The following is a 23,758-nucleotide window of genomic DNA, read 5'->3' on the forward strand; positions in this document are numbered from 1 at the left end:
TCACTGCCCCAGCCGTTCGAGAAGGGCGGGCACGTGCACCTGGTCCGCCTTGTAGTTGCCGGTCAGCATGTACATCATGATGTTGACCCCCGAGCGGAAGGCGTGCTCGCGCTGCACCTCGTCCGGCGGCACGGTTGGCAGCAGCGCCATGCCGTTGTTGTCCACGGCCCAGGCGCCGGCAAAGTCGTTGCCGGTGATCATGATCGGCGAAACGCCGTCGCCGGCGCGAGCCGGACGCGAGGGATCTTCCTTGCGGTCGAGTTCGGCTTCCACCCACAGCGGGCTGCCGGCATAGCGGCCGGGGAAATTGGCGAGCAGGTAGAAGGCCTTGGTGAGGACGTGGTCGGCCGGCACCGGCTCCAGCGGCGGAATGTCGAGATTGGCGAGGATCGCCTGCAGACGCTCGGTGTTCGGGCTGGTCGCATTGCTGTCGAGCGAGACGAACTGGTCGCGGGTGTCGAACAGCACGGTGCCGCCGCTGCGCATATAGGCGTCGATGCGGCTGATCGCGGCGCTGGAAGGCATTTCCGCCGTGGCGCTCACCGGCCAGTAGATGATGGGATAGAGGGCAAGCTCGTCCTTCGTGATATCGACGCCGACGGGCGTGCCGGGTTCCAGCGTCGTGCGGTAGGTCAGGAATTCCGTGAGGCCGGCAAGACCGCGCTCGGAAATGCGGTCCACCTCGCTTTCGCCTGTCACCACATAGGCAAGATGCGTCGTGTCGAGCCGTGACAGCAGCGTCTCGTCGCCCGGCTTCCCGTCGGCCGCACGGCTTTCGCCGGGCAGGCCGGCAAGCGCGCCGGCAAGGAACAGGGCGGCAAGTGCGGCGGTCGCGCCGCGCTTGGGCATGCGGCGTGCGGCGGCGGCGAAGGCTCCGCCCATCAGGAGCACGATGGCGCAGTCGGCCAGCAGCAGCAGCGCGGCGAGGGTGAAGAGATGCGGTTTCAGCGACCAGGTCTCCTTGCCGATCAGCGGCTCGCGCAGGACGGATGCGCCTTCGGCCACGGTGAGCGGGCGGATCTCATGGCCCGGCGGCAGGAGGTTGTGCGCGACATAGCCGTCCTCGGTGCCGTAGAGGCCGGGCGGGTTGTCGAAGCTGGCGATCGCCTTTTCACCGGTGCCTGTGGCGAGCGGCTTGGCTTCGCCCGTGGCGGCGACAAGCGTGCCGTTGGCAGTCATCAGGCGGTAGGGCGGCAGGCCCTGGCCGCGCTCCCCGTCCTTGGCCGAAACGCCGCCGCCGCGCGAAAGCTGCACCGTGCGGCGAAGCATTTCGACGAAATCGCCCGAGAGCGGCAGGTTGGACCAGCCGGTTTCCGCGCTGATATGGAAGAGCACGATGCGGCCGGACCCGAGCGGGCCGGTCGTCACCAGCGGCGTGCCGTCGGCAAGGCTCGCCCAGGTGCGCTCGGCAAGATCCGGGGTCGGCTCGGCGAGCACCTGCCGCTTGATCAGGATATCGGCCCGCGTCGGCAGGCCGAAGAACGGGCTGTTCGCGGGATAGGCGGAGAGCGGCTGCGGTTCGGACCAGGAAAGCGCGCCCCCGAGCGCGCGTTCGCCCTTGCGCAGCAGCACCGGCACCAGCGGATCGTCGGCGGGCGCTGCGGCAAGGCGCGGGCCGGCGAAACGCACCAGCATGCCGCCCGCCTCGATCCAGCGGCGCACCGCGCCCTGCACGTCCTCCGGCAGGCGGCCGATATCGGCCATGATCAGCACCGAGGGGTTCTGCTCCAGGAGTTCGGGAATGGCGACCGAAAGGTCCGCGACGCTCGGCTCGATCAGGTCGGCATAGGGCGCGAGCGCCCGGTTGATATAGTGCAGCGGCGACAGCAGTGGCTGGCTCGCATCCGTCACCTCGCCGGAAAGGAAGGCGACGCGGCGGCGGCGGAAACCGTCGTCGAGAAGGTAGGTGCCGCCGGCATTGGCCAGGCCGTCGATGGTGACGCGGGCAAAATCGTTGCGCAGCTCGAAGGGCGCGGTGATCGTGCCTGTCGTCGTCGTGGCGCCGGCTGCGAACTCCGCCGCGCCCGCGGCGATGGGCCTGCCACGGGAATCGTGTGCGGTCAGCGGCAGGCTGCGGGCCGTCCGGCCGTCGAGGCGGGTGAGCGTGAGGGCAAGCGCATCGGCGCCGTTCGCAGCGGATGTGACGGCCACGGCCGCCGCGCCGTCACCCTCGATCAGCCGGAAGTCGGCGGGGGAGAGGGCCTGTAGGGCGGTCACCGCATCGTCGGTTTCGCCATCCGCGATGCCGTCGCTGAGGAAGGCGAGCGTGCCGGGCGCCGTTCCGTCCAGCGCGGTGCGCAGTGCGGCAATGGTGGCGGCGCGGCCTGCCGGCAGGGGGCGGGGTTCCGCGGCGGCGAGGCGGTTGCGCGCGGTGGCGGCATCGACCGGCACGGCGTCGTGCTGGCGGTCGGCGGTCAGCACGAGGGAAATCGGCACGTCGCGGCTTTCGGCATCGTCGATCAGCGCCTCGGCCGTCTCGACGCGCCGCGGCCAGTCCGTCGCCGAAGCCCAGCTGTTATCGAGGACGAGGACGAGCGGACCGTTGGTCGCGAGCGTGCTGGTGCGCGGATTGAAGACCGGATCGGCGATGGCGAGGATGACGGCAGCGGCCATCAGCATGCGCAGCAGCGTCAGCCACCAGGGGCTCTGCGCCGGCGTTTCCTCGCGCTTGAGGATGGAGGCGAGGATGGCGAAGGGTGGAAACACCTCCGTCAGCGGTTTCGGCGGCGTCAGGCGCAGCAGCCACCAGATGACGGGCAGCAGCACCAGTGCGGCGAGCGCGGCGGGAAAGGCTAAGGCGAACGCGCTCATACCCGGCTCTCCGCTTTCAATGCCGGCATGCCGGAGAGATAGGCGTGCACGGAAACCAGCGCTTCCGAGGCGAGCCGGTCCGTGCGGTGGGCGATGAAGCTCCAGCCGAGATGGCGCAGGCTGTCGGCGAGCGTTTCGCGGCGCGCGAAATAGGCGCGTGCATAGTCGTCTTTCAGCGTTTCGGCGCGTCCGGCCGTCAGCTTCTGGCCGCTTTCGGGATCGGTAAATTCGGTGCGGCCGGCATAGGGGAACATCTCCTCCGCCGGGTCGGCGATCTCGACCACATGACCACGCAGGCCGCGGCGGGCGAGCGGTCCGAGGCGGTCCATGACATCGGCGACCGGGTCGAGGAAATCACCGATCAGCACGATCTCGCTGTTGCTGCGGATCATGTCCGTTTCCGGCAGGCCGTTCGTGGCGGCGTTGTGCATGAGGGCGGTCGCCAGGCGTTCGGCGGCATTGCGGGCGGCGATGGGCTCCATGATGCCGGGGCAGCCGATGCGCTCGCCGGAGCGGGCCAGGATTTCGGCGAGCGCCAGCATGATGACGAGCGCGCGGCTTTCCTTCGAGACGGTGGCGAAGGTGGATTTGTACATCATCGAGGGCGACAGGTCCGCCCAGATCCACACGGTATGCGCAGCCTCCCATTCGCGGTCGCGCACATAGGTGTGGTCGTCGCGCGCCGAGCGTCGCCAGTCGATGCGCGACAGGCTCTCGCCGTCGACATAGGGACGGAACTGCCAGAAATTCTCGCCGATGCCGCGCTTGCGGCGGCCGTGCCAGCCGGCGATGACCGTATTGGCGAGGCGCTGGGCTTCCACCATGCAATCGGGAATGAGGGCGGCGCGCGCCTGCGCCCGCGAGAGCACATCGCGGGTCGGGGTTGGCGCAACGATCTGGCCGATGGACGCCATGCTTCTATCCCGTTCAGCCGCCCGCCTGCCGGACGAGGCCTGCGATGACGTCGCGCACCGACATGCCCTCGGCGCGCGCGCCGAAGGTCAGCGCCATGCGGTGCTGGAGCACGGGTTCGGCGAGCGCGAGAACGTCGTCGACGGACGGTGCGAGACGGCCCTCGTAGAGCGCACGGGCGCGGGCGCAGAGCATCATCGCCTGGCCGGCGCGGGGGCCGGGGCCCCAGGCGACGTGCTTGTCGGTGGAGGCGACACCGTTGCCGGGACGGGCGGAGCGCACCAGCGAGAGAATGGCGTCGAGCACCTTCTCGCTCACCGGCATCTGGCGGATGAGGGTCTGGATCTCGATCAGCCGTTCGGCCGAGATGGCCGCGCCGGCCTGCGCCTCGCTGACGCCGGTGGTCTCCAGGAGAATCTGCCGCTCGGCGGCAAGGTCCGGATAGTGCACGTCGACCTGGAGGAGGAAGCGGTCGAGCTGGGCTTCGGGCAGCGGATAGGTGCCTTCCTGCTCCAGCGGGTTCTGCGTCGCCAGCACATGGAAGGGGCGCGGCAGGTCGTTGGCCCGTCCGGCGACGGTGACGTGGTATTCCTGCATGGCCTGCAACAGCGCGGACTGCGTGCGCGGCGAGGCGCGGTTGATCTCGTCGGCCATCAGGAGCTGGGTGAAGATCGGGCCTGGCACGAAGCGGAAGGAGCGTTTGCCGTTCTCGTCCTGGTCCATCACTTCGGAGCCGAGGATGTCGGAGGGCATGAGGTCGGGCGTGAACTGGATGCGGCTTGCCGAAAGGCCGAGCACGGTGCCGAGCGTCGCGACGAGCTTGGTCTTGGCAAGGCCCGGCACGCCGACGAGCAGCGCATGGCCGCCGGAGAGCACGGCGAGCATGGTCTGTTCGACCACGCTTTCCTGACCGAAGATCACCTTGGCGATTTCCTTGCGGATGACGGCGATATCGGAGAGCGCCCGTTCGGCCGCGGCGATCACCGCCTTTTCGTCCAGGCCTGCCTCGGGGGAATTCTGAACGCCCATGGTCGTCTCCAGTGCCGTTTGCAATACGCGGCGAATCGTGGCCTTGCCCCGTTCGCGACCTACATGAAAAGCTTATTAGCTCACCCGTGGCTGACAAGCGGCCACGAAATGACTATCTCGTGAGTGTATCCACCTTTTCCTCTCGCGGAGATAGGGTTGAACCGGGACGGAACAATGGCAACGGGCGAAATTCGCGAAAGCAGCGATGCGGCGGGACTGGCCGCGCTGATCTCCCGCGCGGCGGCGGAAACGGGCGGGCGCGGCCTGCCGCCGGTCGAGCGCTGGAACCCGCCGTTTTGCGGCGATATCGACATGGAGATTCGTGCCGACGGCACGTGGTTCTACATGGGCACGCCGATCGGCCGCGCGCCGCTGGTGCGGCTCTTTTCCACCGTGCTGCGCAAGGACGAGGATGGAAAGACCTATCTGGTGACGCCGGTCGAGAAGGTCGGCATCCGCGTCGTCGATGCGCCGTTCCTGGCGGTGGAAATGAATGTGAGCGGGGAGGGCGATGATCGCACGCTCACCTTCCGCAGCAATGTCGGCGATGTGGTCGAGGCCGGGGCGGAGCATCCGCTGCGCTTCCTCATTGCGGGCGAGAACAGCGAATTGAAGCCCTATATCCTCGTGCGCGGCCGGCTGGAGGCGCTGGTCTCGCGGGCGGTGATGTACGATCTGGTGGCGCTTGGCGAGACCGTCGAGATCGACGGCGTCGCCATGTTCGCGGTGCGCTCGGGCGGCGTGGTCTTCCCGATCATGCCGGCGGCCGATCTGGATGCGCTGTCGCGATGAGCTTTCCCCCCTATAGTGCCGACGAGTTCCGCCGCCGGGCGGGCGAACAGATGCTGACGCTCGGCGAAGAGAGCTGGCGCGACCACGGCGACAGCCTCCTCAATCCCTCCGTCATTCCCCATATCGAGGGCATGAAGCTGCGCGATGCGGCGGTACTCATCCCCGTCGTCGACGATGGCGAGGAGGCGCGCGTCATCTTCACCCAGCGCACCGCAACGCTGCGCAAGCATTCCGGCCAGGTCGCCTTTCCCGGCGGGGCGGTGGACGACGAGGACGAGGATGTCGAGGCGGCGGCCATGCGCGAGGCGGAGGAGGAGATCGGCCTCGACCGGCGTTTCGTCGAGCCGGTCGGCCGCCTGCCGCACTACAAGGCGCTGTCGGGCTTTTCCATCACGCCGGTGCTTGCCGTGGTCCAGCCGGGCTTCGAGCTCGTGCCCAATCCGGCGGAGGTCGAGAAGGTCTTCGACGTGCCGCTCTCCTTCCTGATGGATCCGCGCAACCACGAACAGGGCAGCGGCGTATGGCTTGGCAGCGAGCGGCATTATTATCGCATGCCCTATGACGGGCATAATATCTGGGGCATCACCGCGGGCATCGTGCGGGTGATCTATGAAAGGCTGTATGCATGACCTCTGTTTCGGGCGAGGCCTGGTTCGCCGATCCCGCGCTCGTTCGCGTGCTGGCGCTGCTCAACAGCGACGGCGGCGAAGGGCGCGTTGCCGGCGGGGCCGTGCGCAACAGCCTGATGGGCCTGCCGGTCGCCGATGTCGATATCGCGACGACGCTCCGGCCGGAGACCGTGGTGGAGCGGGCGAAGGCGGCCGGCATCAAGGCGGTGCCGACCGGCATCGAGCACGGTACGGTGACGCTGGTCATCGATGGAAAGCCCTTCGAGGTGACGACCTTGCGCCGGGACGTGGCGACCAACGGTCGCCATGCGGAGGTGGCCTTCGGCACGGACTGGCAGACGGATGCCGAACGGCGCGATCTCACCATCAACGCACTCTATGCGACCAGGGACGGCAGGGTCATCGACCTCGTGAACGGTCTGCCGGATATCGAGAGCCGCACCGTGCGCTTCATCGGCGACGCGGCGATGCGCATTGCGGAGGATCACCTGCGCATCCTGCGTTTCTTCCGCTTCTTCGCGCTCTATGGCAGCGGCCGGCCGGATGCCGAGGGGCTGAAGGCTTGCGCGCGCGCGAAGACCAGCCTTGCGAAGCTCTCCGCCGAACGGGTCTGGTCGGAGACGAAGAGGCTGCTCGGCGCGCCCGATCCCGGCCGCGCGCTGCTGTGGATGCGGCAGGCCGGCGTACTGACGGAAATCCTGCCCGAGACGGAAAAGTGGGGCATCGATGCGATCCCCGCGCTCATCGATGCGGAGAAGGCCTTCGGCTGGAAACCCGATCCGCTGCTGCGCCTTGCCGCCATCGTGCCGCCGGATCGGGACCGGCTGAAAGCTCTGGCCGAGCGTCTGCGCCTGTCCAAGGCGGAAGCGTCGGTTCTGGATTATTGGGCCGGCGCGCCCGAGATCGCGCCGAAGCTCGCCGAGACGGCCTTCGACCGGCTGCTCTATCGCAACGGCCCGCAGGGCCTGACAATGCGGTTGAAACTCGCGCTCGCCTCTGCCCGCGCGCGGGGCCTCGGCGATCCCGAGGCGCTGCCCTTTGCCGGTCTCTGCCAGCGGCTGCTTGCGCGGGCGGAGAAATGGCGAAAGCCGACCTTCCCGCTGAACGGCGCGGACGTGCTGGCCGCCGGCGTGCCGGCGGGGCCGAAAGTGGGCGCCGTGCTCGGGGCCGTCGAGGACGAATGGGTTGCGGGCAACTTCCATGACGGCCGGGCAAAGCTGCTTGCCCGGCTGGAGGAACTTGCGACGAAGGACTGATCCGTCAGGCGGCGTCGGCCGCCTTCTCGTCCGTGATGCGTTCCTTGATGTGATCGACCATGCTTTCGCGGATCATCGTCTCGCCGTGGGTGGTGCGCATGTGCTCGACCGCGCGGCGCACGACCTCCGCATCGTCATTGGCCCGCGTATGCCAGTCGCATCCGGGGACAAGTGAACCGCATTCAAAAAGTCTCATGACCTATCTCCTGTCGTTTCAACGGAACCAGTGTAGCAGATAAGGCCGGATCGACCAAACCGGCCGCCTTCTCAAACGGAAAAGACGGCCCGGAGTTCCGCTCCGGGCACGCAGGAAAACCGGCGGGCAATTCAGGCCGCGTCGTCGTCCTTCGCCCAGGCGTCGAAGCAGGCCGAGGACTGGAATTCCTCCGGCTTCGTCTGGTGGGCGGCAAGATGATAGATCGTGCCGGCCTGTTTCAGCCGGGCTTCCTCGACGATATAGGCATGTGGGAGATCCCTGTCGGTCCGCATGGTCTCAGGGGAATGCGGGCCGGAGCCCGTACGCACTGCGTCTTGTACCGCATCGCTCATGACTGCCTCCTCCATGGAATCATGTGGAGGCAGTCTACCATCAGGACCGGCGAAGCCGTAATCACAAGGCGGAGAGGGCCGCCTTAAGGCCAGCGCACCACCGGGGGCAGGGACGAGAGGATGGACTCGACGTTGCCGCCGGTCTTCAGGCCGAAGATCGTGCCGCGGTCATAGAGCAGGTTGAACTCGACATAGCGGCCGCGGCGGATGAGCTGTTCGTCGCGATCCTCCTCCGTCCAGCCCTTGTTGAAGTTCGAGCGCACGATCTTGGGATAGACCATCGCGAAGGCGCGGCCGACATCCTGCGTGAAGGCGAAGTCGGCGTCCCAGCCGCCGAGCTCTTCCGGCGAATGCAGCCAGTCATAGAAGATGCCGCCGGTGCCGCGCGGCTCGTTCCTGTGCTTGAGGAAAAAGTACTCGTCGCACCAGTCCTTGAACTTGGCGTGGTCGGCAACCGGATGGCGGTTGCAGGTGATTTCCATCGCCTTGTGGAACAGCGCGGTATCCGGGTCGCTCATCAAGCGGCGGCTGTCGAGCACGGGCGTCAGGTCCGCGCCACCGCCGAACCAGCGGCTGGTGGTGACGACCATGCGCGTGTTCATGTGCACGGCCGGCACGTTGGGGTTCACGGGATGGGCAATCAGCGAGATGCCTGAGGCCCAGAAGCGCGGGTCTTCGCTCGCGCCGGGGATCTGGCCGCGGAATTCCGGCGAGAATTCGCCATAGACCGTGGAGGTGTGCACGCCGACCTTCTCGAAGACGCGGCCTTCCATCATGGACATGCGTCCGCCGCCGCCTTCGCCGCCGTCCCGCAGCCAGTCCCTGGCCACGAAGCGGCCGGCCGGCTGGTCGGCGAGCGGGCCTTCCAACTCGTCCTCGATGGCCTCGAAGCTGGCGCAGATCGCGTCGCGCAGCTGGCCGAACCAGGCGCGGGCGGCGTCCTTCTTGTCTTCGATATCCTCGGGCAGGCCTTTCGGCAGGTCAGGTCGTTCCATGGTGTTTCCCGCTGGCGGCTCGAGGCCGATTCGCATTTTGGCCACACTTCCCAACTTTGCGCCGTTTGGCAACCGGCAAGGCGGGACTCGCAAAAGGCGCGGCGGCCGCCTATCTTACCGCTTGAGAAACCGTGCTGCCAGGAGGAAACCCATATGGCGCGTGTTCCCGGTCCGCCCCCGCTCGACGGGCTCCGGCGCCAGATCGAGCGCCACCGCCGTGGCAAGGCCGCCAGCGAGGGCGGTCATTTCGTCCGTGAGACCTTCTGCCTGGAGCGGCAGGCGGCGCGGGACAAGGCGCGCGAATGGTTCGATCTCTGGCCGAAAGCCGCCTACTGGACCGAGGTTGAAAGCTGGCGCATGCTCGACGGCGACCGCATCGAATTCACCATGCGCCGCCTGCCGAGCGCCGATTGAGGCGCATCGCCACACGTCTGGCGCGCGCAAATCCGGCAAGTTCGATTGACGGCGGAGCCGTGCACCCCTATCTTGCAGCCATCGTCATCAACAGAAAGGCGCCGTTGCGGTTCTCAAGCACGGCTCATAGTCCTTGTTAGAACTCGCGATTGCTGTCTTCCTCATTCTCTTGAACGGGGTTTTCGCCCTTTCCGAACTTTCCATCGTCTCCTCGCGCAAGCCGCGCCTCAAGACCATGGCCGCGCAAGGCTCGCGCGGCGCCGCTTCGGCGCTGAAGCTTGCGGAAAACCCCGGTAAGTTCCTCTCCACCGTTCAGATCGGCATCACGCTCATCGGCATCCTCGCCGGCGCCTTCTCCGGTGCCGCGCTCGGCGGACGCCTGCGTGACATTCTCTATGCCGAAGGTGTGCCGGATTGGCTCGCCGACCCGCTCGGTTACGGTATCGTCATCTCCATCATCACCTTCCTCTCGGTCGTCATTGGCGAGCTGGTGCCCAAGCAGATCGCGCTGAAGAACCCCGAGCGGTTCGCCTCGCTCGTCGCGCCCGCCATGTCGCTGCTTTCCAAGGCCGGCGCGCCGGCCGTCTGGGTGCTCGACGCCTCCACGCGCCTCATCTTCCGCCTGCTCGGCCAGCACGAGGTCTCCGAAAGCGTCGTCACCGACGAGGAGATCAAGACCATCGTCGCCGAGGCCGAGGCCGCAGGGGTCATCGAGGGCGGCGAAAAGCTGATGATCGCCGGCGTGATGCGCTTTTCCGACCGCGAGGCGCGCGGCCTCATGACGCCGCGCAACGATGTCGACTGGATCGACCTCGACGACACGGTCGAGGAAATCCACCAGCTGCTCATCGAGAGCCAGCATTCCCGCCTGCCGGTCGCCGATGGCGGGCCGGAGACCATCGTCGGCATCGTGCAGAAGCGCGAGCTTCTCTCCGCCATGCTGACCGGCCAGCCGCTCGATGTGCGCTCCTTCGTCCGCCAGGCGCCGATCGTGCCCGATACGATGGATGCGATGCGCGTGCTGGAAACACTGCGCAATTCGGAAGTGCCGATCCTGCTCATCCATGACGAGTACGGCCACTTCGAGGGCATCATCACGCCCGCCGACGTGCTGGAGGCGATTGCCGGCGTATTCCGCGCCGATATCGACGAAGGCGACGACGACTATGCGGTGCAGCGCGAGGATGGCTCCTGGCTGATTTCCGGCGCGATGCCCATCGATGAAATGGCAGACCGCCTCGGCCTGGCGCTGCCGGGGCGCCGCAGTTATCAGACGGCCGCCGGCCTTGTCATCGAATCGCTGCAGAAACTGCCGAAGACCGGCGAGATCACCGAAACCCAGGGCTGGCGCTTCGAGGTCGTCGACATGGACGGCCGGCGCGTCGACAAGCTGCTCGCCACGCGGCTCGATTAAGCGGGATCGGGCTCGAGCAGTCTCGGGCCCGGGCCTTCCGCTGCAAGCGTATCCCAGGGATTGCGCAGCGGACACTCCCGCATGGAAAGACAGCCGCAGCCGATGCAGCCGTCCAGCTGGTTGCGCAGCTTGGTGAGCCGCGCGATGCGGTCGTCCAGCTGGCTTCGCCACGTTTCGGAAAGATTGCGCCAGTCCTGTATCGTCAGCGGCCGGTCGTGCGGCAGCACGGACAGAGCCTCTGCTATTTCCGCAAGCGGGATGCCGGTGCGCTGCGCCACCTTGATGACGGCGACGCGGCGCAGGATGCTGCGCGGATAACGCCGCTGGTTGCCGCGGTTGCGCTGGCTGCGGATCAGCCCTTTCGTCTCATAGAAATGTAAGGTGGACACCGCCACGCCACTGCGCTCCGCGACCTCGCCGACGCTGAGTTCGCGCGGCATGGCGTCCTTCGGCATATTTTCCGTCATGGCTGTTGACCTCAACTTTGCTTGAGGTTTTATACCAGTGGCTCCCTGCTTTTCCAACACGGAGCAAACAAGCATGACAGACAGACTGACCATCGCCCTCATCTACGGCAGCGGCCGCGAAGGACGCTTCGCCGATACGATCGCGGGATGGCTGGAACCGGAGCTGAAGGGCTTCGGTCAATACGACATCATCCGCATCGATCCGGCGGACCTGACCTTCACGCCCGGAGGTCTCGATGCCGCCTCCGCCGATCTGGTCGAAAGCCGTATCCTGCAGGCCGACGCGTTCCTCATCGTCACGCCGGAATACAACCACGCCTATCCCGCCGCGCTGAAGGCGATCATCGACAGCTGCTTCCGGCCCTGGCATGCCAAGCCCATCGCTTTCGTTTCCTATGGCGGCGTTTCGGGCGGCCTGCGCGCCGTGGAGCAGCTGCGGCTGGTCTTTGCCGAACTGCATGCCGTGGCGATCCGCGAGAGCGTGAGCCTGCCGCATGCCTGGACGCAGTTCGATCCGGCCGGCAACCCGTTCCGCCCGGGCCAGCTCAATGGTCAGCTTGTCGTGCTGATGAAGCGCCTTACCTGGTGGGCAAACGCGCTGAAGGCGGCGCGCATCGCAACCCGCTATGACGAGGCAGCCGCATGAAACCGGATCACTACGCCATGGCCGAAGTCGCCCGCACCCCGGAGGAGTTCCGGCGCAATGCGACGCTGCTCCTCATCAGCACGCTGACCATCATGTCCGGCGCGACGATTTCCGCGTCGCTGCCGGGCATCGCCGCGCGCTTTGCCGACATGGAGAACGTGGCGCTGCTCAGCCGGCTGGTGCTGACGCTTCCCGCGGTGTTCATCGCGCTGTTTTCCCCGGCGGCGGGTTTCCTCGTCGACCGGTTCGGCCGCAAACCCCTGCTCGTCGCCTCGCTTGCGCTCTTCACGGTCGCGGGTGCTTCCGGTCTCTTCCTCGACACGCTGCCGGGCCTTCTCGTCGGTCGTGCGGCGCTGGGCATTGCGGTCGGCGGCATCATGACGGCGACGACGGCGCTTGTCGGCGATTTCTTTCATGGCCCGGCGCGGGACCGCTACATGGGGCTCCAGCAGGCCTTCGTCGGTATCGGCGGCACGCTCTTCCTGACGGGCGGCGGGTTTCTGGCGGAGGTGCACTGGCGCGGACCGTTCCTCATCTACACGGTCGCGGTGCTGCTGCTGCCGGCCGCGCTGGCCTTCCTGCCGGAGCCGCGCCGCACCCGGCCGGCCGGGCCGGTCGTCCCTGAGAACGGGCTCGGCGCGCGAAGGGCGGCCCTGCTTGCCCTCCTGTTCCTCGCCGCGGCCGTCAACATGATCGCCTTCTACATGATCCCGACGCAGCTTCCCTTTTATCTGGAGCATCTCGGCTACGGTGCGCCGAGCCTTGCGGGTGCGGCCATCGGCGCGGGGCAGCTTGTCGGCGTGGTGAGTGCGCTTGCCTTCGCGCCCTTCCGCCGCCTGCTCGGCATCATGGGCGTCTTCGGTCTTGGCTTTACTTCGGCGGGCGTCTCCTTCCTGCTGCTGTCGGGCGCGGAAAGTTATGCCGGCGTGCTTGCGGCTATGGCCGTCTCGGGCGTCTGCATGGGTACGATCATGCCAAACTTCGCCGCCGCGGCGATGCTGCTCGCGCCGCCCGCGCTGCGCGGCCGGATTTCGGGCCTGCTGGTTTCCGCCATTTTCGCCGGGCAGTTCCTCTCGCCCATCGTCTCGCAGCCGCTCATTTCGATGTCGGGTTACGGCCGGGCCTATGCCCTGGTCGGCGCGGTGGTGCTGGTTTTCGGTGTCGTCGCTTTCGCCGCGCGTCTCGTCCGGCCGCGCGATGGCTAGGTCAGGCAAAGCCCGTCTGGCGCAGCGCCTCGCCGCAGATCATCGCGGCGGAGAGCGCGACGTTGATGGAGCGCTGACCCTCGACCATGGGAATGAGCAACCGGCCGTCCGCGCGATCGTGGACATGATCCGGCACCCCGGCGCTTTCGCGGCCGAACAGCAGGATGTCGTCCGGCTTGTAGGAAAAGTCCGTGTAGTGCTCCGCCGCCCTGGTGGAGGCGAGCACGAGCCGGCGGCCGCTTTGCGCGCGCCAGGCCTCGAATTGCTCCCAGTTGACGTGCCGCGTCAGCGTGACGGTCGCAAGATAGTCCATGCCGGCGCGCTTGAGGTTGCGGTCGGAAATATCGAAGCCGGCGGGCTCGATGATGTCGACCGACAGGCCGAGGCAGGCGGCAAACCGCAGGATCGTGCCGGTGTTGCCGGCAATGTCGGGCTGGTAGAGGGCGATGCGCAGGTTGGACATGGCGTTTCGCCTAGTCCAGATGTGGCGCGGTGGCAACAGAATTGGCCTCAGATGCGAATCTGCGACGAAGTCTCTGGCCATTTGCGCCGTTTCGCGTTACCCAGAGCCTATCTGCAACGCGAGAAAAGGGAGGATCATGATGGATATCACGCATCGGCTACGTCGCCTCCCGGCTGGATTGACGCCACTTCTCGCCTAGGCGCTTCGCCACCCAGATTCCCTCTTGTCTTCTTTTCAATTCGCCGTGTGACGCTTTCGTCGCCCCGCGGCAATCCTACCGGAACCCCGTTCCTGACGCGCCCGATTTGCGCCGTCCGTGCCGGTTCCGTCTTTCATTACGGAGAAAGCCATGTTCGGCTGGTTTGAACGACGTTTGAATCCCTATCCCGCGGAGGCGCCCTCGCTGCCGCCGCAGGGTCTTTTCGCCTTCCTCTGGCACTACACGCGCCCGGCGGCGCCGTGGCTGTTCGTGCTCGGCTTCTGCTCCATGGCGCTCGGCGTCGCGGAAGTCCTGCTGTTCCAGTTCCTCGGCAACATCGTCGACTGGCTTTCGGCGGGCGACCCCAGCACGTTCCTCGCCCGCGAGGGCGGCACGCTGATCTGGATGGCGGTGCTCTTGCTCATCCTCATCCCGGGTTTCGGTGCGCTGCACACGATGACCATGCATCAGGCGCTTGCGGGCAATTTCCCGATGATTGCCCGCTGGCAGATGCATCGCTACCTCATCCGCCAGAGCATGACCTTCTTCTCCAACGAGTTCGCGGGCCGCGTCTCGACGAAGGTGATGCAGACGGCGCTCGCGGTGCGCGAGACGGTCATGAAGATCATCGACGTCTTCATCTACGTCGTGAGCTACTTCGTCTCGATGATCGCGATCATCGCCTCGGCGGATCTGCGTCTCGTCGTGCCGCTGCTCATCTGGTTCGTCGTCTATGTCAGCATCCTGCGCTATTTCGTGCCGAAGCTCATGGTGGTTTCGCGCGAACAGGCGGATGCGCGCTCCATGATGACGGGCCGGATCGTCGACAGCTACACCAACATCGCCACGGTGAAGCTGTTCTCGCATGCCGGCCGGGAGGAGACCTATGCCCGCGAAGGCATGGATGGGTTCCTGCAGACCGTGCACAAGCAGATGCGCCTCATCACGCGCTTCAACATCCTGATCGACGTCAACAACGTCCTCACGATGTTCCTCACGGCGGCCGTCGGCATCTATTTCTGGATGTCGGGCGACGTGTCGGTCGGCGCCGTGGCCGTGGCCGTCGGCCTGTCCATGCGCATCAACGGCATGTCGCAGTGGGTGATGTGGGAAGTGACCGCGCTGTTCGAGAACATCGGCACGGTCTATGACGGCATGGGCATGATGACCAAGCCGCACGACATCCAGGACGAGCCGCAGGCTCCGGCCCTGCCGGACGCCAAGGGCGCGATCCGCTTCGATCAGGTCCGCTTCCACTACGGCAAGAACAAGGGCGTGATCGAGAACCTGTCGCTCAACATCGGCGCGGGCGAGAAGGTCGGTCTCGTCGGCCGCTCCGGCGCCGGCAAGACGACGCTGATGAACGTGCTGCTGCGGTTCTACGACCTGGAATCGGGCACGATCACCATCGACGGCAAGGACATCGCGACGGTGACGCAGGACAGCCTGCGCTCGCAGATCGGCGTGGTGACGCAGGACACCTCGCTGCTGCACCGCTCGATCCGCGACAACATCGCCTACGGCAAGCCGGAAGCGAGCGATGCGGAGATCATCGAGGCGGCCAAGCGGGCGAATGCGTGGGACTTCATCGAAAGCCTCAGCGACCAGCAGGGCCGCTCCGGCCTCGATGCCCAGGTCGGCGAACGCGGCGTGAAGCTCTCGGGCGGCCAGCGCCAGCGCATCGCGATCGCCCGCGTCTTCCTGAAAGACGCGCCGATCCTGGTGCTGGACGAGGCGACCTCGGCGCTCGACTCCGAGGTCGAGGCGGCGATCCAGGAAAACCTCTTCGCCCTCATGGAGGGCAAGACGGTGATCGCCATCGCCCACCGCCTCTCGACGCTGACCGAGATGGACCGTCTCGTCGTGCTCGACAAGGGCCACATCCACGAGATGGGCACCCATGGCGAGCTGGTTTCCAAGGGCGGCATCTATGCCGACCTGTGGACCCGCCAGTCCGGCGGCTTCATCGCCGACGACGCGGCCGAAGCGGAAGTGGCGGCCGAGTGAACGAATGGGCTCCTTCCGCTGCGGCCGGGGGAGCCCACTCCATTGTCCTGCGTGTCGCCCATAGTCCGTAGCGGGTACGGCGACCTTTCCGATCTTTAATTTGCCCGCCGCACAAAACATCCTATATCGGGGGCATGATCTTCCGGCCGCTTTTCTCCCGCTTCGAGACCTGGATCCAGCCCTTCGCGCGGCGCGACGATCTGCGGCCCCCGCAGGGGCTTTTTGCCTTCATCTGGTTCTATGTCGGACAGGCGAAGGCGCCGTTCGCGGCGCTGCTGGTGCTTGGCGGCATCACGGCGGGCATCGAGGCGGCGACGTTCTGGTTCGTCGGCCGGCTCGTCGACATGCTGGCGACCGTGAAGCCGGGGGAGGGATGGAGCGGGCTGCTGGCGGCGCACGGGCCGGAACTGCTGCTCATGCTTCTGCTCATCGGCGTCGTGCGCTTCGTCGTCGCGTTCCTGACGGCGCTGGTCGACCAGCAGGTCATCACGCCCGGCTTCTACAATCTGGTGCGCTGGCAGTCCTATGTGCATGTCGCCCGCCAGTCGCTCTCCTTCTTCCAGAACGATTTTTCCGGCCGCATCGTCACCAAGGTCTGGTCGGCGGGGCAGGCGACGGGCGACGTCATCACCTCCTTCATGGAAAGCGTGTGGTTCGTGACGATCTACACCGTCTCGACGCTCGTGCTGCTCGGCCAGCTCGACTGGCGGCTGGCGGCGGTGCTGTTCGTCTGGCTGTCGATCTTCGCCGTGCTGGCGCGCTATTTCGTGCCGCGCATCCGCGAGCATTCGCGCCTTTCGGCCGAGGCCGCCTCGATGATCAGCGGCCGCATGGTGGACGCCTATTCCAACATCCAGACGCTGAAGCTCTTCGGGCGCGACGAGGCAAACGACCGCTACATGCGCAGCGGTTTCGACACGTTCCAGGAAACGATCCTCAACTTCACGCGGCTCTTGACGACGCTGCGCGCCTCGCTGGCCTTCCTTTCCGGGCTGATGATCGCCGGCATGGCGGTGCTGTGCATCCATCTCTGGCTTTCGGCCGTCATCAGCTCCGGCGCCGTCGCCTTCACCATGGCGCTGGTGCTGCGGCTGAACTTCCTGCTCAACCGGCTGATGACGCAGCTCAACAGCATCATGCGCAACATCGGCACGATCCAGAATTCCGCCGATCTCATTTCCAAGCCGATCGGCCTTGTCGACCGGCCGGATGCGACCGAGCTCGAAGTGACGCGCCCGGATGTCCGCTTCGACGCCATCCGCTTCCACTACGGGCGCCAGTCCGGCGTCATCGACGAGTTGACCCTCGCGATCCGGCCCGGCGAGAAGGTCGGCATCGTCGGGCGCTCGGGCGCGGGCAAGTCGACGCTCGTCAACCTCCTGTTGCGCTTCTACGATCTGGAAGGCGGGCGCATTCTCGTCGGGGGCGAGGATATCGCGGCCGTCACGCAGGAGAGCCTGCGCGCCAATATCGGCATGGTCAGCCAGGATACCGCGCTGCTGCATCGCTCGATCCGCGACAACATCCTTTTCGGCAATCCCGATGCCAGCGAGGCGGAGATGATCGAGGCGGCCAGGAAGGCCGAGGCGCATGATTTCATCCTTCAACTGGAAGACCAGCGCGGCCGCAAGGGCTACGATGCCCATGTCGGCGAGCGCGGCGTCAAGCTCTCCGGCGGTCAGCGCCAGCGCATCGCCATCGCCCGGGTCATGCTGAAGGACGCACCGATCCTCGTTCTCGACGAGGCGACATCGGCGCTCGATTCCGAAGTCGAGGCGGCGATCCAGTCGAACCTCGAGCGTCTGATGCGCGGCAAGACCGTGCTCGCCATCGCCCATCGCCTCTCCACCATCGCGGCGCTCGACCGGCTGATCGTCATGGATCGCGGCCGTATCGTGGAGGAGGGGACCCATGCGGAACTCGTCGCGCGGGGCGGGCTCTATGCCGATCTCTGGTCCCGTCAGTCGGGCGGCTTCCTCGGCCACGAGGAAGCGGCGCAATAGCGCGTCCGGGCGTCGTTTTTCGCCCGGTTTTTCAGCCCGTAAGTACTGAATGTTCAAGGCGATGCATATGCTTTGTCAAGATGCTCGCATTTTCCCGCGACAATGTGCCCACCTCCCCTTGCCAAGGCTGGACATAATTTGCGATCAAGCATAGAACGCGCCGGATTGACGGGGAATCTATGGCCGTATTGTGTCCGGATCTTGCCGGTTTCCAAAGGGGCGTTGCGGTTTCCGCAGACATTGCGTGAGAGGATGGTTTAGCCGTGAGCGAACACGAGACAACAAGCGAATCCCTGGGCGAGCCCACTCGCCGTGATTTTCTTTACCTGACCACGGGTATGGCGGGCGTCGTGGGCGGCGTAGCGGTCGCCTGGCCGTTCATCGACCAGATGCGTCCGGATGCGTCCACGCTGGCGCTCGCTTCCATCGAAGTCGACGTCTCCAGCCTCACGCCGGGTATGTCGCTGACGGCCAAGTGGCGCGGCAAGCCGGTCTTCATCCGCAACCGCACCGACAAGGAAGTGGAAGAGGCCAAGGCCGTTCCGCTTGGCGACCTCAAGGACCCGGTCGCCCGCAATGCCAACGTTGCTGCCGATGCAGAAGCGACGGACCTCGACCGTTCCGCTGGCGAAGGCAAGGAAAACTGGATCGTCATGATCGGCTCCTGTACCCACCTCGGCTGCGTGCCGCTCGGCCAGGCCGGCGATTTCGGCGGTTGGTTCTGTCCCTGCCACGGTTCGCACTATGACACTGCCGGTCGTATCCGTAAGGGTCCGGCCCCGCAGAATCTCGCTGTGCCGACCTTCTCGTTCGTATCCGACACAGTCATCAAGATCGGTTGAGGGGACACCTGATAATGAGTGCTGAACATTCCACCTACCAGCCGACGACTGGCATCGAGAAGTGGGTCGACTCGCGCCTGCCTCTGCCGCGCATGATCCATGACAGCTTCGTCTCCTACCCGGTTCCGCGCAACCTGAACTATGCCTACACCTTCGGCGCCATGCTGTCGGTGATGCTGATCGTGCAGATCCTGACCGGTATCGTTCTCGCCATGCACTACGCCGCCGAGACCTCGGTCGCGTTCAACTCGGTCGAGAAGATCATGCGCGACGTGAACCACGGCTGGCTGCTGCGCTACATGCACGCCAACGGCGCGTCCTTCTTCTTCATCGCGGTCTACCTCCATATCGCCCGCGGTCTCTACTACGGCTCCTACAAGGCGCCGCGCGAAATCCTCTGGATTCTCGGCGTTGTCATCTATCTCCTGATGATGGCCACGGGCTTCATGGGCTACGTTCTTCCCTGGGGCCAGATGTCCTTCTGGGGCGCGACGGTTATCACCGGCTTCTTCTCGGCCTTCCCTTGGGTCGGCGAGTGGATCCAGCAGTTCCTGCTCGGCGGCTTCGCGGTCGACAACCCGACGCTGAACCGCTTCTTCGCGCTGCACTACCTGCTGCCCTTCATGATCGCCGGCGTCGTCGTCCTGCACGTCTGGGCGCTGCACGTCACCGGTCAGACGAACCCGACCGGCGTCGAAGTGAAGTCCAAGACCGATACGGTCGCCTTCACGCCCTATGCGACGCTCAAGGATGCGCTCGGCGTTTCGGTCTTCCTGATCGCCTTCGCCTGGTTCATCTTCTACATGCCGAACTACCTCGGCCATCCCGACAACTATATCCCGGCTGACCCGCTGAAGACCCCGGCTCACATCGTTCCGGAATGGTACTACCTGCCGTTCTACGCGATGCTGCGCGCCATCACCTTCAACATCGGCCCGATCGACTCCAAGCTCGGCGGCGTCCTCGTGATGTTCGGCGCGATCATCGTGCTGTTCTTCCTGCCCTGGCTCGACACGTCGAAGGTTCGCTCGGCCGTGTACCGCCCGTGGTACAAGCTGTTCTTCTGGCTGTTCGTGGTCAATGCCATCATGCTCGGCTGGCTTGGCGCCATGCCCGCGGAAGGCATCTACGTCATCCTCTCGCAGCTCGGCACGCTCTACTACTTTGGCTTCTTCCTCGTCCTCATGCCGATCCTCGGCCTGATCGAGACCCCGAAGCGCATTCCGAATTCGATCACGGAAGCGGTTCTGGAAAAGAAGAACGCCAAGGCGGCCAAGGCCTGAGACGAGCGACGAAAGGAACCATGACAATGAAAAAGCTTGTTGCAGGCATTCTGTCGCTCGCTCTCGTCGCCGGTCTCGGCGTCTCCTTCGCCACGGCGGAAGAGGCAGCGCCCGCCGCCGGTGCAGAGGCGGAGCACGCCACGCCGCACTATCCGATGCATAAGCCCAAGGAACAGGACTGGACCTTCGCCGGCCCGTTCGGCAAGTATGACAAGGGCCAGCTCCAGCGCGGCCTGAAGGTCTACACCGAAGTCTGTTCTGCCTGCCATTCGATGAGCCTCGTCTCCTTCCGCACGCTGGAAGGCCTCGGCTACTCGGAAGCCCAGGTAAAGGCTTTCGCGGCGAACTACGAAGTGCAGGACGGCCCGAACGGCGACGGTGAAATGTTCACCCGCAAGGCCGTTCCGTCCGACCACTTCCCGTCGCCCTACGCCAACCACGAGGCGGCTGCCGCCTCGAACAATGGCGCGGCTCCGCCGGACATGTCGCTGCTCGCCAAGGCACGCGGCATCACCCGCGGCTTCCCGCAGTTCGTCTTCGACATCTTCACGCAGTACCAGGAAGGTGGCCCGGACTACATCTACTCGCTGCTGACGGGTTACGATGAAGAGAAGCCGGCGCATCTCGAAGTCGCCGAAGGCACGCACTTCAACCCGTACTTCGCCAATGCCGCGGCGCTCGCCATGGCAAAGCCGATCTCCGACGACCAGGTCACCTATGACGACGGTTCGCCGCAGACGGTGGACCAGTACGCACGTGACGTCTCCGCCTTCCTGATGTGGGCCGCCGAGCCGCACCTGGAAGAGCGCAAGCGCACCGGCTTCATGGTCATGGTCTTCCTGGTGATCTTCACCGGCCTGATCTACCTGACGAAGAAGTCGGTCTACGCCAACAAGGATGCCTGAGCGGTTTTCCCGCCCGGATGAAAAGGCGGCCTTCGGGCCGCCTTTTTTGTTGTGGGGTGCTGTTTCACCTGCAATAACCGGACGAAGCCCTCCGCAGTCGGAAAATCCCATGTCCACGATTGAACAAGAACTCGTCGCCGCGATCCGCAACATTCCGGACTATCCCAAGCCCGGCATCATGTTCCGCGACATCACCACGATGCTCGGCAATCCGCGCGCCTTCCGCCGCGCGGTGGACGAGCTGGTGCACCCCTATGCCGGCATCGGCATCGCCAAGGTGGCGGGCATCGAGGCGCGTGGCTTCATCCTTGGCGGCGCCATGGCGCACCAGCTGTCGACCGGTTTCGTGCCGATCCGCAAGAAGGGCAAGCTGCCGCACGAGACGGTGCTCATCGCCTACAGCCTGGAATACGGCGTGGACGAGATGGAGATGCACAAGGACGCCATCAAGCCGGGCGAGAAGGTGATCCTCGTCGATGACCTGATCGCGACCGGCGGTACGGCGGAAGCGGCCGTCAAGCTGCTGCGCCAGATGGGCGCCGACATCGTCGCCGCGTGCTTCGTCATCGACCTGCCGGAAATCGGCGGTCGCAAGAAGCTGGAAGCGCTTGGCGTGGAAGTGCGCACGCTGGTGGCCTTCGACGGGCATTGAGGGCAGGGTTGCCTGCCCGTTTGACGGGGTGGTTCACCCCGTTCCCTCCGCCCGGCCTCTCTTCCAGGGAGGTTCGATGGCCGGATGGGGGGCCATATCCCGGCAATGCCTCAGACGAATTCCAACACCGTGCTCTCGAACCGCACGACCGGCTCGCCGTGCTGGTTCCTGCCGGCGTTGAGGATCGAATTGATCACCCGGTCGGGCCGGCTGGCGAGTTCGCGCGCGCCGAGGAGCGTCACCGAATAGGTGATCGTGTCGCCGGCGAAGACCGGCTTCAGCCAACCAAGCTTGGTGAAGCCCGGGGAGGGGCCGAGGTTGGGCGGCACGATGCCCTTGGCGGCAAGGCGCCGGCATTCGCCCATCCAGAACGGCACGAAGCATTTCATCCAGCCGGCGCAGGCGTGCCAGCCCGAGGCGCAGAGGCCACCGAACAGCGTCTGCTTGGCAATCTCCGCATCGAGATGGAAGGGCTGCGGGTCGAAATCCCTTGCAAAGCGGATGATGTCTTCCGCCGTGAAGGTGTGGCTTCCGATCTCGACGGTCTCGCCGATGGCGTAAAGCTCAGCCATGCGCATGGTCAGCTTCCTTTTCGGCTACCCGCATCATGTTGATATATTCGCAGATCGCGACGGTCTCGCCGCGCTGGTTCGTCACGTCGGCGCGCAGGCGCACGATGCCGATTTCCGGCCGGGAGCGCGACGCGCGGGCCTCCACCACCTCGCAATAGCCGCCAAGCGTGTCGCCCGCCAGAACCGGACGCTTCCATTCCATGAGATCGACGCCGGGCGAACCTTCCGAGGTCGAGCCGTCGATATAGGCCTCGTAGAGCATGCGCATCATGATCGCGCTGGTGTGCCAGCCGGAGGCGGCAAGGCCGCCGAGGATACTGGCGCGGCCGGCCTCTTCGTCGAGATGCATCGGCTGCGGATCGAATTCGCGGGCGAAGGCGACGATTTCCGCCGCCGTCAGTGTCCGCTCCTTGAAGGCGAAGCGGCGGCCCGGGGTAAAGTCTTCAAAAGTGTAGTTGGCCACGTCCGGTTGTCCTGTTGCAGGGCGACAATGGAGAGGGGGATCAGGTTTTGCAAGGGCTTGCGACAGGATGCGGACTTGCTCGTGGATGACGAGCGGCTAAGGTTGCGCATCATCGGGAGCGACGATCCATGCAGAGCTTGAAATCCGTACTCGACAGCGCGACGGGCGAAGGCCTGATCTCTACCGAACAGGCCGGCCGGTTGCTGCCCTATATGGAGGCGCGGGGCGTCGTTCTCGCCAGGCCTCAGGGCGGCGGAGCACTCGATATTGCCGGCCGGGCCGAGGACCGGATCGTTGCGCCCGTCGAGGATACGGAAGCGCCGCGCTTCGTGCGCGGCTTTCACGACGTGCTGATCACCATCGGCGTCGCCATCGCCATGGCGGGCGTCTGGGGCATCGGCGCCTTCGTCGCCGCGTTGCCGGCGCTCATCCTGCTGGCCGAAGTGCTGGTGAAGCGCCAGCGCCTTGCGCTCCCGGCGGTGCTGCTGACCCTTCTCTTCGTGCACTGGATCTTCGTGACGATGGTTCTGGCGCGTGACGAATTCATCGGAAAACCTGCCGATCCCTTCCTCGACGGCCTGCTGATCGTCTTGCCCTTCGTGGTGCTGCTGCCGCTCTTCCATTGGCGCTACCGGGTTCCGCTGGCGCTGAGCTTCTGGTTCCTGTCCCTCGCTGCCGCCGGACTTAGCCTCGTCTTCTTCGTTCTCGCGCGCCTCATGGGAAGCGCCGACATCGTCACCGAGCATCCGATGCTGTCGGCGGGCATCTTCCTTGCGGCCGCGCTGGCGCTGTTCGCCGTGGCGATGATCTATGACCTGTCCGACCGGCTGCGCGTCACCCGCCGCTCCGACATCGCCTTCTGGCTGCATCTCGTTACGGCGCCGGCCCTGCTTTATGCGACGCTGTGCTGCGTCTTCCTCGGCGATTTCGCCAATGACACGCTGTTCAGCAGCAACAAGGGCCTCAGGGAGACGGCCGTCATCGTCGCTGTCGTGCTGGTGCTGATGGTGATCGGCCTGGTGATCGACCGGCGCGCCTTCGTCACGTCGGGCCTGCTCTCGCTCGGTCTTGCGACGGCCAGCCTGCTGCAGCAGATGGAAGCGCCGCCGGAGAACTACGTGTTCCTGACGCTGCTGATCGTCGGGCTCGTGGTGCTCACCATCGGTATCGGCTGGCCGCATTTCCGGCGCTGGTCGGTGACGCCGATGCCCGTGGCGCTCAAAGAAAAACTGCCGCCCCTCCGGTGAGGG

General features: G+C 65.7%; 24 protein-coding genes. 14 read left to right on the top strand and 10 right to left on the bottom strand.

Translation table 11 applies throughout. The features are described 5' to 3' along the window. Genes V8U06_RS08810 through V8U06_RS08820 form a run of 3 tightly spaced genes read right to left on the bottom strand, consistent with a single transcriptional unit; the run spans position 1 to position 4,752 of the window. Positions 1 to 2,811: a DUF4159 domain-containing protein gene (locus V8U06_RS08810; RefSeq protein ID WP_427140324.1), complete on the bottom strand. Its 2,811-nt coding sequence runs from the start codon at positions 2,809 to 2,811 to the stop codon at positions 1 to 3. Next, positions 2,808 to 3,725: a DUF58 domain-containing protein gene (locus V8U06_RS08815; protein WP_427140325.1), complete on the bottom strand. Its 918-nt coding sequence runs from the start codon at positions 3,723 to 3,725 to the stop codon at positions 2,808 to 2,810. Before V8U06_RS08815 ends, V8U06_RS08810 begins: the two co-directional genes overlap by 4 nt. Positions 3,726 to 3,738: 13 nt before the next feature. Further along, positions 3,739 to 4,752, bottom strand: coding sequence for an AAA family ATPase (locus V8U06_RS08820; protein ID WP_427140326.1), 1,014 nt, complete (start codon positions 4,750 to 4,752; stop codon positions 3,739 to 3,741). Positions 4,753 to 4,926: 174 nt separating this feature from the next. Between V8U06_RS08820 and V8U06_RS08825 the strand changes: the two genes are divergently transcribed. The 3 genes from V8U06_RS08825 to V8U06_RS08835 are packed head-to-tail and all read left to right on the top strand — an operon-like array spanning position 4,927 to position 7,429. After that, complete coding sequence (locus V8U06_RS08825) at positions 4,927 to 5,544, top strand: DUF1285 domain-containing protein (protein WP_427140327.1); 618 nt, start codon at positions 4,927 to 4,929, stop codon at positions 5,542 to 5,544. Continuing rightward, entirely contained in the window at positions 5,541 to 6,173 is a 633-nt protein-coding gene (locus V8U06_RS08830) for a CoA pyrophosphatase (RefSeq protein ID WP_226918229.1), read from the top strand. Before V8U06_RS08825 ends, V8U06_RS08830 begins: the two co-directional genes overlap by 4 nt. After that, positions 6,170 to 7,429: a CCA tRNA nucleotidyltransferase gene (locus tag V8U06_RS08835; protein WP_427140328.1), complete on the top strand. Its 1,260-nt coding sequence runs from the start codon at positions 6,170 to 6,172 to the stop codon at positions 7,427 to 7,429. The genes V8U06_RS08830 and V8U06_RS08835 overlap by 4 nt, the downstream gene beginning before the upstream one ends. 4 nt (positions 7,430 to 7,433) lie before the next feature. Here the strand turns inward: V8U06_RS08835 and V8U06_RS08840 are convergent, their stop codons facing one another. From V8U06_RS08840 to hemF, 3 genes are all read right to left on the bottom strand, one after another. Then, positions 7,434 to 7,625, bottom strand: coding sequence for a DUF1059 domain-containing protein (locus V8U06_RS08840; protein WP_226918231.1), 192 nt, complete (start codon positions 7,623 to 7,625; stop codon positions 7,434 to 7,436). A gap of 131 nt (positions 7,626 to 7,756) precedes the next feature. Further along, complete coding sequence (locus V8U06_RS08845; protein WP_226918232.1) at positions 7,757 to 7,978, bottom strand: hypothetical protein; 222 nt, start codon at positions 7,976 to 7,978, stop codon at positions 7,757 to 7,759. Positions 7,979 to 8,061: 83 nt separating this feature from the next. After that, positions 8,062 to 8,973, bottom strand: a complete 912-nt coding sequence (gene hemF / locus V8U06_RS08850; protein ID WP_427140329.1) for an oxygen-dependent coproporphyrinogen oxidase — start codon at positions 8,971 to 8,973, stop codon at positions 8,062 to 8,064. A 153-nt stretch (positions 8,974 to 9,126) separates the two neighbouring features. Here hemF and V8U06_RS08855 point away from each other — a divergent pair, with 153 nt between their 5' ends. Together V8U06_RS08855 and V8U06_RS08860 are read left to right on the top strand one after the other, a co-directional pair. Next, entirely contained in the window at positions 9,127 to 9,387 is a 261-nt protein-coding gene (locus tag V8U06_RS08855; RefSeq protein WP_427140330.1) for a hypothetical protein, read from the top strand. Positions 9,388 to 9,520: 133 nt separating this feature from the next. Then, on the top strand, positions 9,521 to 10,801 hold the full coding sequence (locus V8U06_RS08860; protein ID WP_427140331.1) for a hemolysin family protein: 1,281 nt from the start codon (positions 9,521 to 9,523) through the stop codon (positions 10,799 to 10,801). Here V8U06_RS08860 and soxR read toward each other — a convergent pair. After that, a complete protein-coding gene (gene soxR / locus V8U06_RS08865) occupies positions 10,798 to 11,268 on the bottom strand; it encodes a redox-sensitive transcriptional activator SoxR (RefSeq protein ID WP_427140332.1) in 471 nt (156 codons plus the stop codon). The genes V8U06_RS08860 and soxR overlap by 4 nt on opposite strands. Before the next feature lie 73 nt (positions 11,269 to 11,341). Between soxR and V8U06_RS08870 the strand changes: the two genes are divergently transcribed. Beyond that, on the top strand, positions 11,342 to 11,914 hold the full coding sequence (locus tag V8U06_RS08870) for an NADPH-dependent FMN reductase (protein WP_427140333.1): 573 nt from the start codon (positions 11,342 to 11,344) through the stop codon (positions 11,912 to 11,914). After that, positions 11,911 to 13,119 carry an MFS transporter gene (locus V8U06_RS08875; RefSeq protein WP_427140334.1) on the top strand — a complete coding sequence of 403 codons (1,209 nt, stop codon included), beginning with the start codon at positions 11,911 to 11,913 and terminating at the stop codon, positions 13,117 to 13,119. Before V8U06_RS08870 ends, V8U06_RS08875 begins: the two co-directional genes overlap by 4 nt. Before the next feature lies 1 nt (position 13,120). On the opposite strand, the gene V8U06_RS08880 is transcribed toward V8U06_RS08875, so the two are convergent. Then, positions 13,121 to 13,582: a tRNA (cytidine(34)-2'-O)-methyltransferase gene (locus V8U06_RS08880; RefSeq protein ID WP_427140335.1), complete on the bottom strand. Its 462-nt coding sequence runs from the start codon at positions 13,580 to 13,582 to the stop codon at positions 13,121 to 13,123. A gap of 349 nt (positions 13,583 to 13,931) precedes the next feature. Between V8U06_RS08880 and V8U06_RS08885 the strand changes: the two genes are divergently transcribed. The 6 genes from V8U06_RS08885 to V8U06_RS08910 all read left to right on the top strand — a co-directional run bounded on the left by V8U06_RS08885 (position 13,932) and on the right by V8U06_RS08910 (position 21,473). Further along, positions 13,932 to 15,788 carry an ABC transporter ATP-binding protein gene (locus V8U06_RS08885; protein WP_427140336.1) on the top strand — a complete coding sequence of 619 codons (1,857 nt, stop codon included), beginning with the start codon at positions 13,932 to 13,934 and terminating at the stop codon, positions 15,786 to 15,788. 134 nt (positions 15,789 to 15,922) lie between these two features. Continuing rightward, positions 15,923 to 17,791: an ABC transporter ATP-binding protein gene (locus tag V8U06_RS08890; protein ID WP_427140337.1), complete on the top strand. Its 1,869-nt coding sequence runs from the start codon at positions 15,923 to 15,925 to the stop codon at positions 17,789 to 17,791. A 263-nt stretch (positions 17,792 to 18,054) separates the two neighbouring features. Further along, positions 18,055 to 18,633: a ubiquinol-cytochrome c reductase iron-sulfur subunit gene (gene petA / locus V8U06_RS08895; RefSeq protein ID WP_226918242.1), complete on the top strand. Its 579-nt coding sequence runs from the start codon at positions 18,055 to 18,057 to the stop codon at positions 18,631 to 18,633. A gap of 14 nt (positions 18,634 to 18,647) precedes the next feature. Next, entirely contained in the window at positions 18,648 to 19,916 is a 1,269-nt protein-coding gene (locus tag V8U06_RS08900; RefSeq protein ID WP_226918243.1) for a cytochrome b, read from the top strand. 26 nt (positions 19,917 to 19,942) lie between these two features. Continuing rightward, complete coding sequence (locus V8U06_RS08905) at positions 19,943 to 20,821, top strand: cytochrome c1 (RefSeq protein WP_427140338.1); 879 nt, start codon at positions 19,943 to 19,945, stop codon at positions 20,819 to 20,821. A 109-nt stretch (positions 20,822 to 20,930) separates the two neighbouring features. Next, on the top strand, positions 20,931 to 21,473 hold the full coding sequence (locus tag V8U06_RS08910) for an adenine phosphoribosyltransferase (RefSeq protein ID WP_427140339.1): 543 nt from the start codon (positions 20,931 to 20,933) through the stop codon (positions 21,471 to 21,473). A gap of 110 nt (positions 21,474 to 21,583) precedes the next feature. Here V8U06_RS08910 and V8U06_RS08915 read toward each other — a convergent pair whose 3' ends face one another. After that, on the bottom strand, positions 21,584 to 22,051 hold the full coding sequence (locus V8U06_RS08915; RefSeq protein ID WP_427140340.1) for a MaoC family dehydratase: 468 nt from the start codon (positions 22,049 to 22,051) through the stop codon (positions 21,584 to 21,586). Next, the gene (locus V8U06_RS08920; RefSeq protein WP_427140341.1) at positions 22,038 to 22,508 is read right to left on the bottom strand and encodes a MaoC family dehydratase; all 471 of its coding nucleotides are present in this window, start codon (positions 22,506 to 22,508) and stop codon (positions 22,038 to 22,040) included. The genes V8U06_RS08915 and V8U06_RS08920 overlap by 14 nt, the downstream gene beginning before the upstream one ends. A gap of 128 nt (positions 22,509 to 22,636) precedes the next feature. Between V8U06_RS08920 and V8U06_RS08925 the strand changes: the two genes are divergently transcribed. Beyond that, the gene (locus tag V8U06_RS08925; RefSeq protein WP_427140342.1) at positions 22,637 to 23,755 is read left to right on the top strand and encodes a hypothetical protein; all 1,119 of its coding nucleotides are present in this window, start codon (positions 22,637 to 22,639) and stop codon (positions 23,753 to 23,755) included. Positions 23,756 to 23,758: the final 3 nt, after the last annotated feature.

Origin of the sequence: Shinella sp. G-2, assembly GCF_050172695.1 — a bacterium.
In the GTDB taxonomy this organism is placed as follows: Bacteria; Pseudomonadota; Alphaproteobacteria; order Rhizobiales; family Rhizobiaceae; genus Shinella.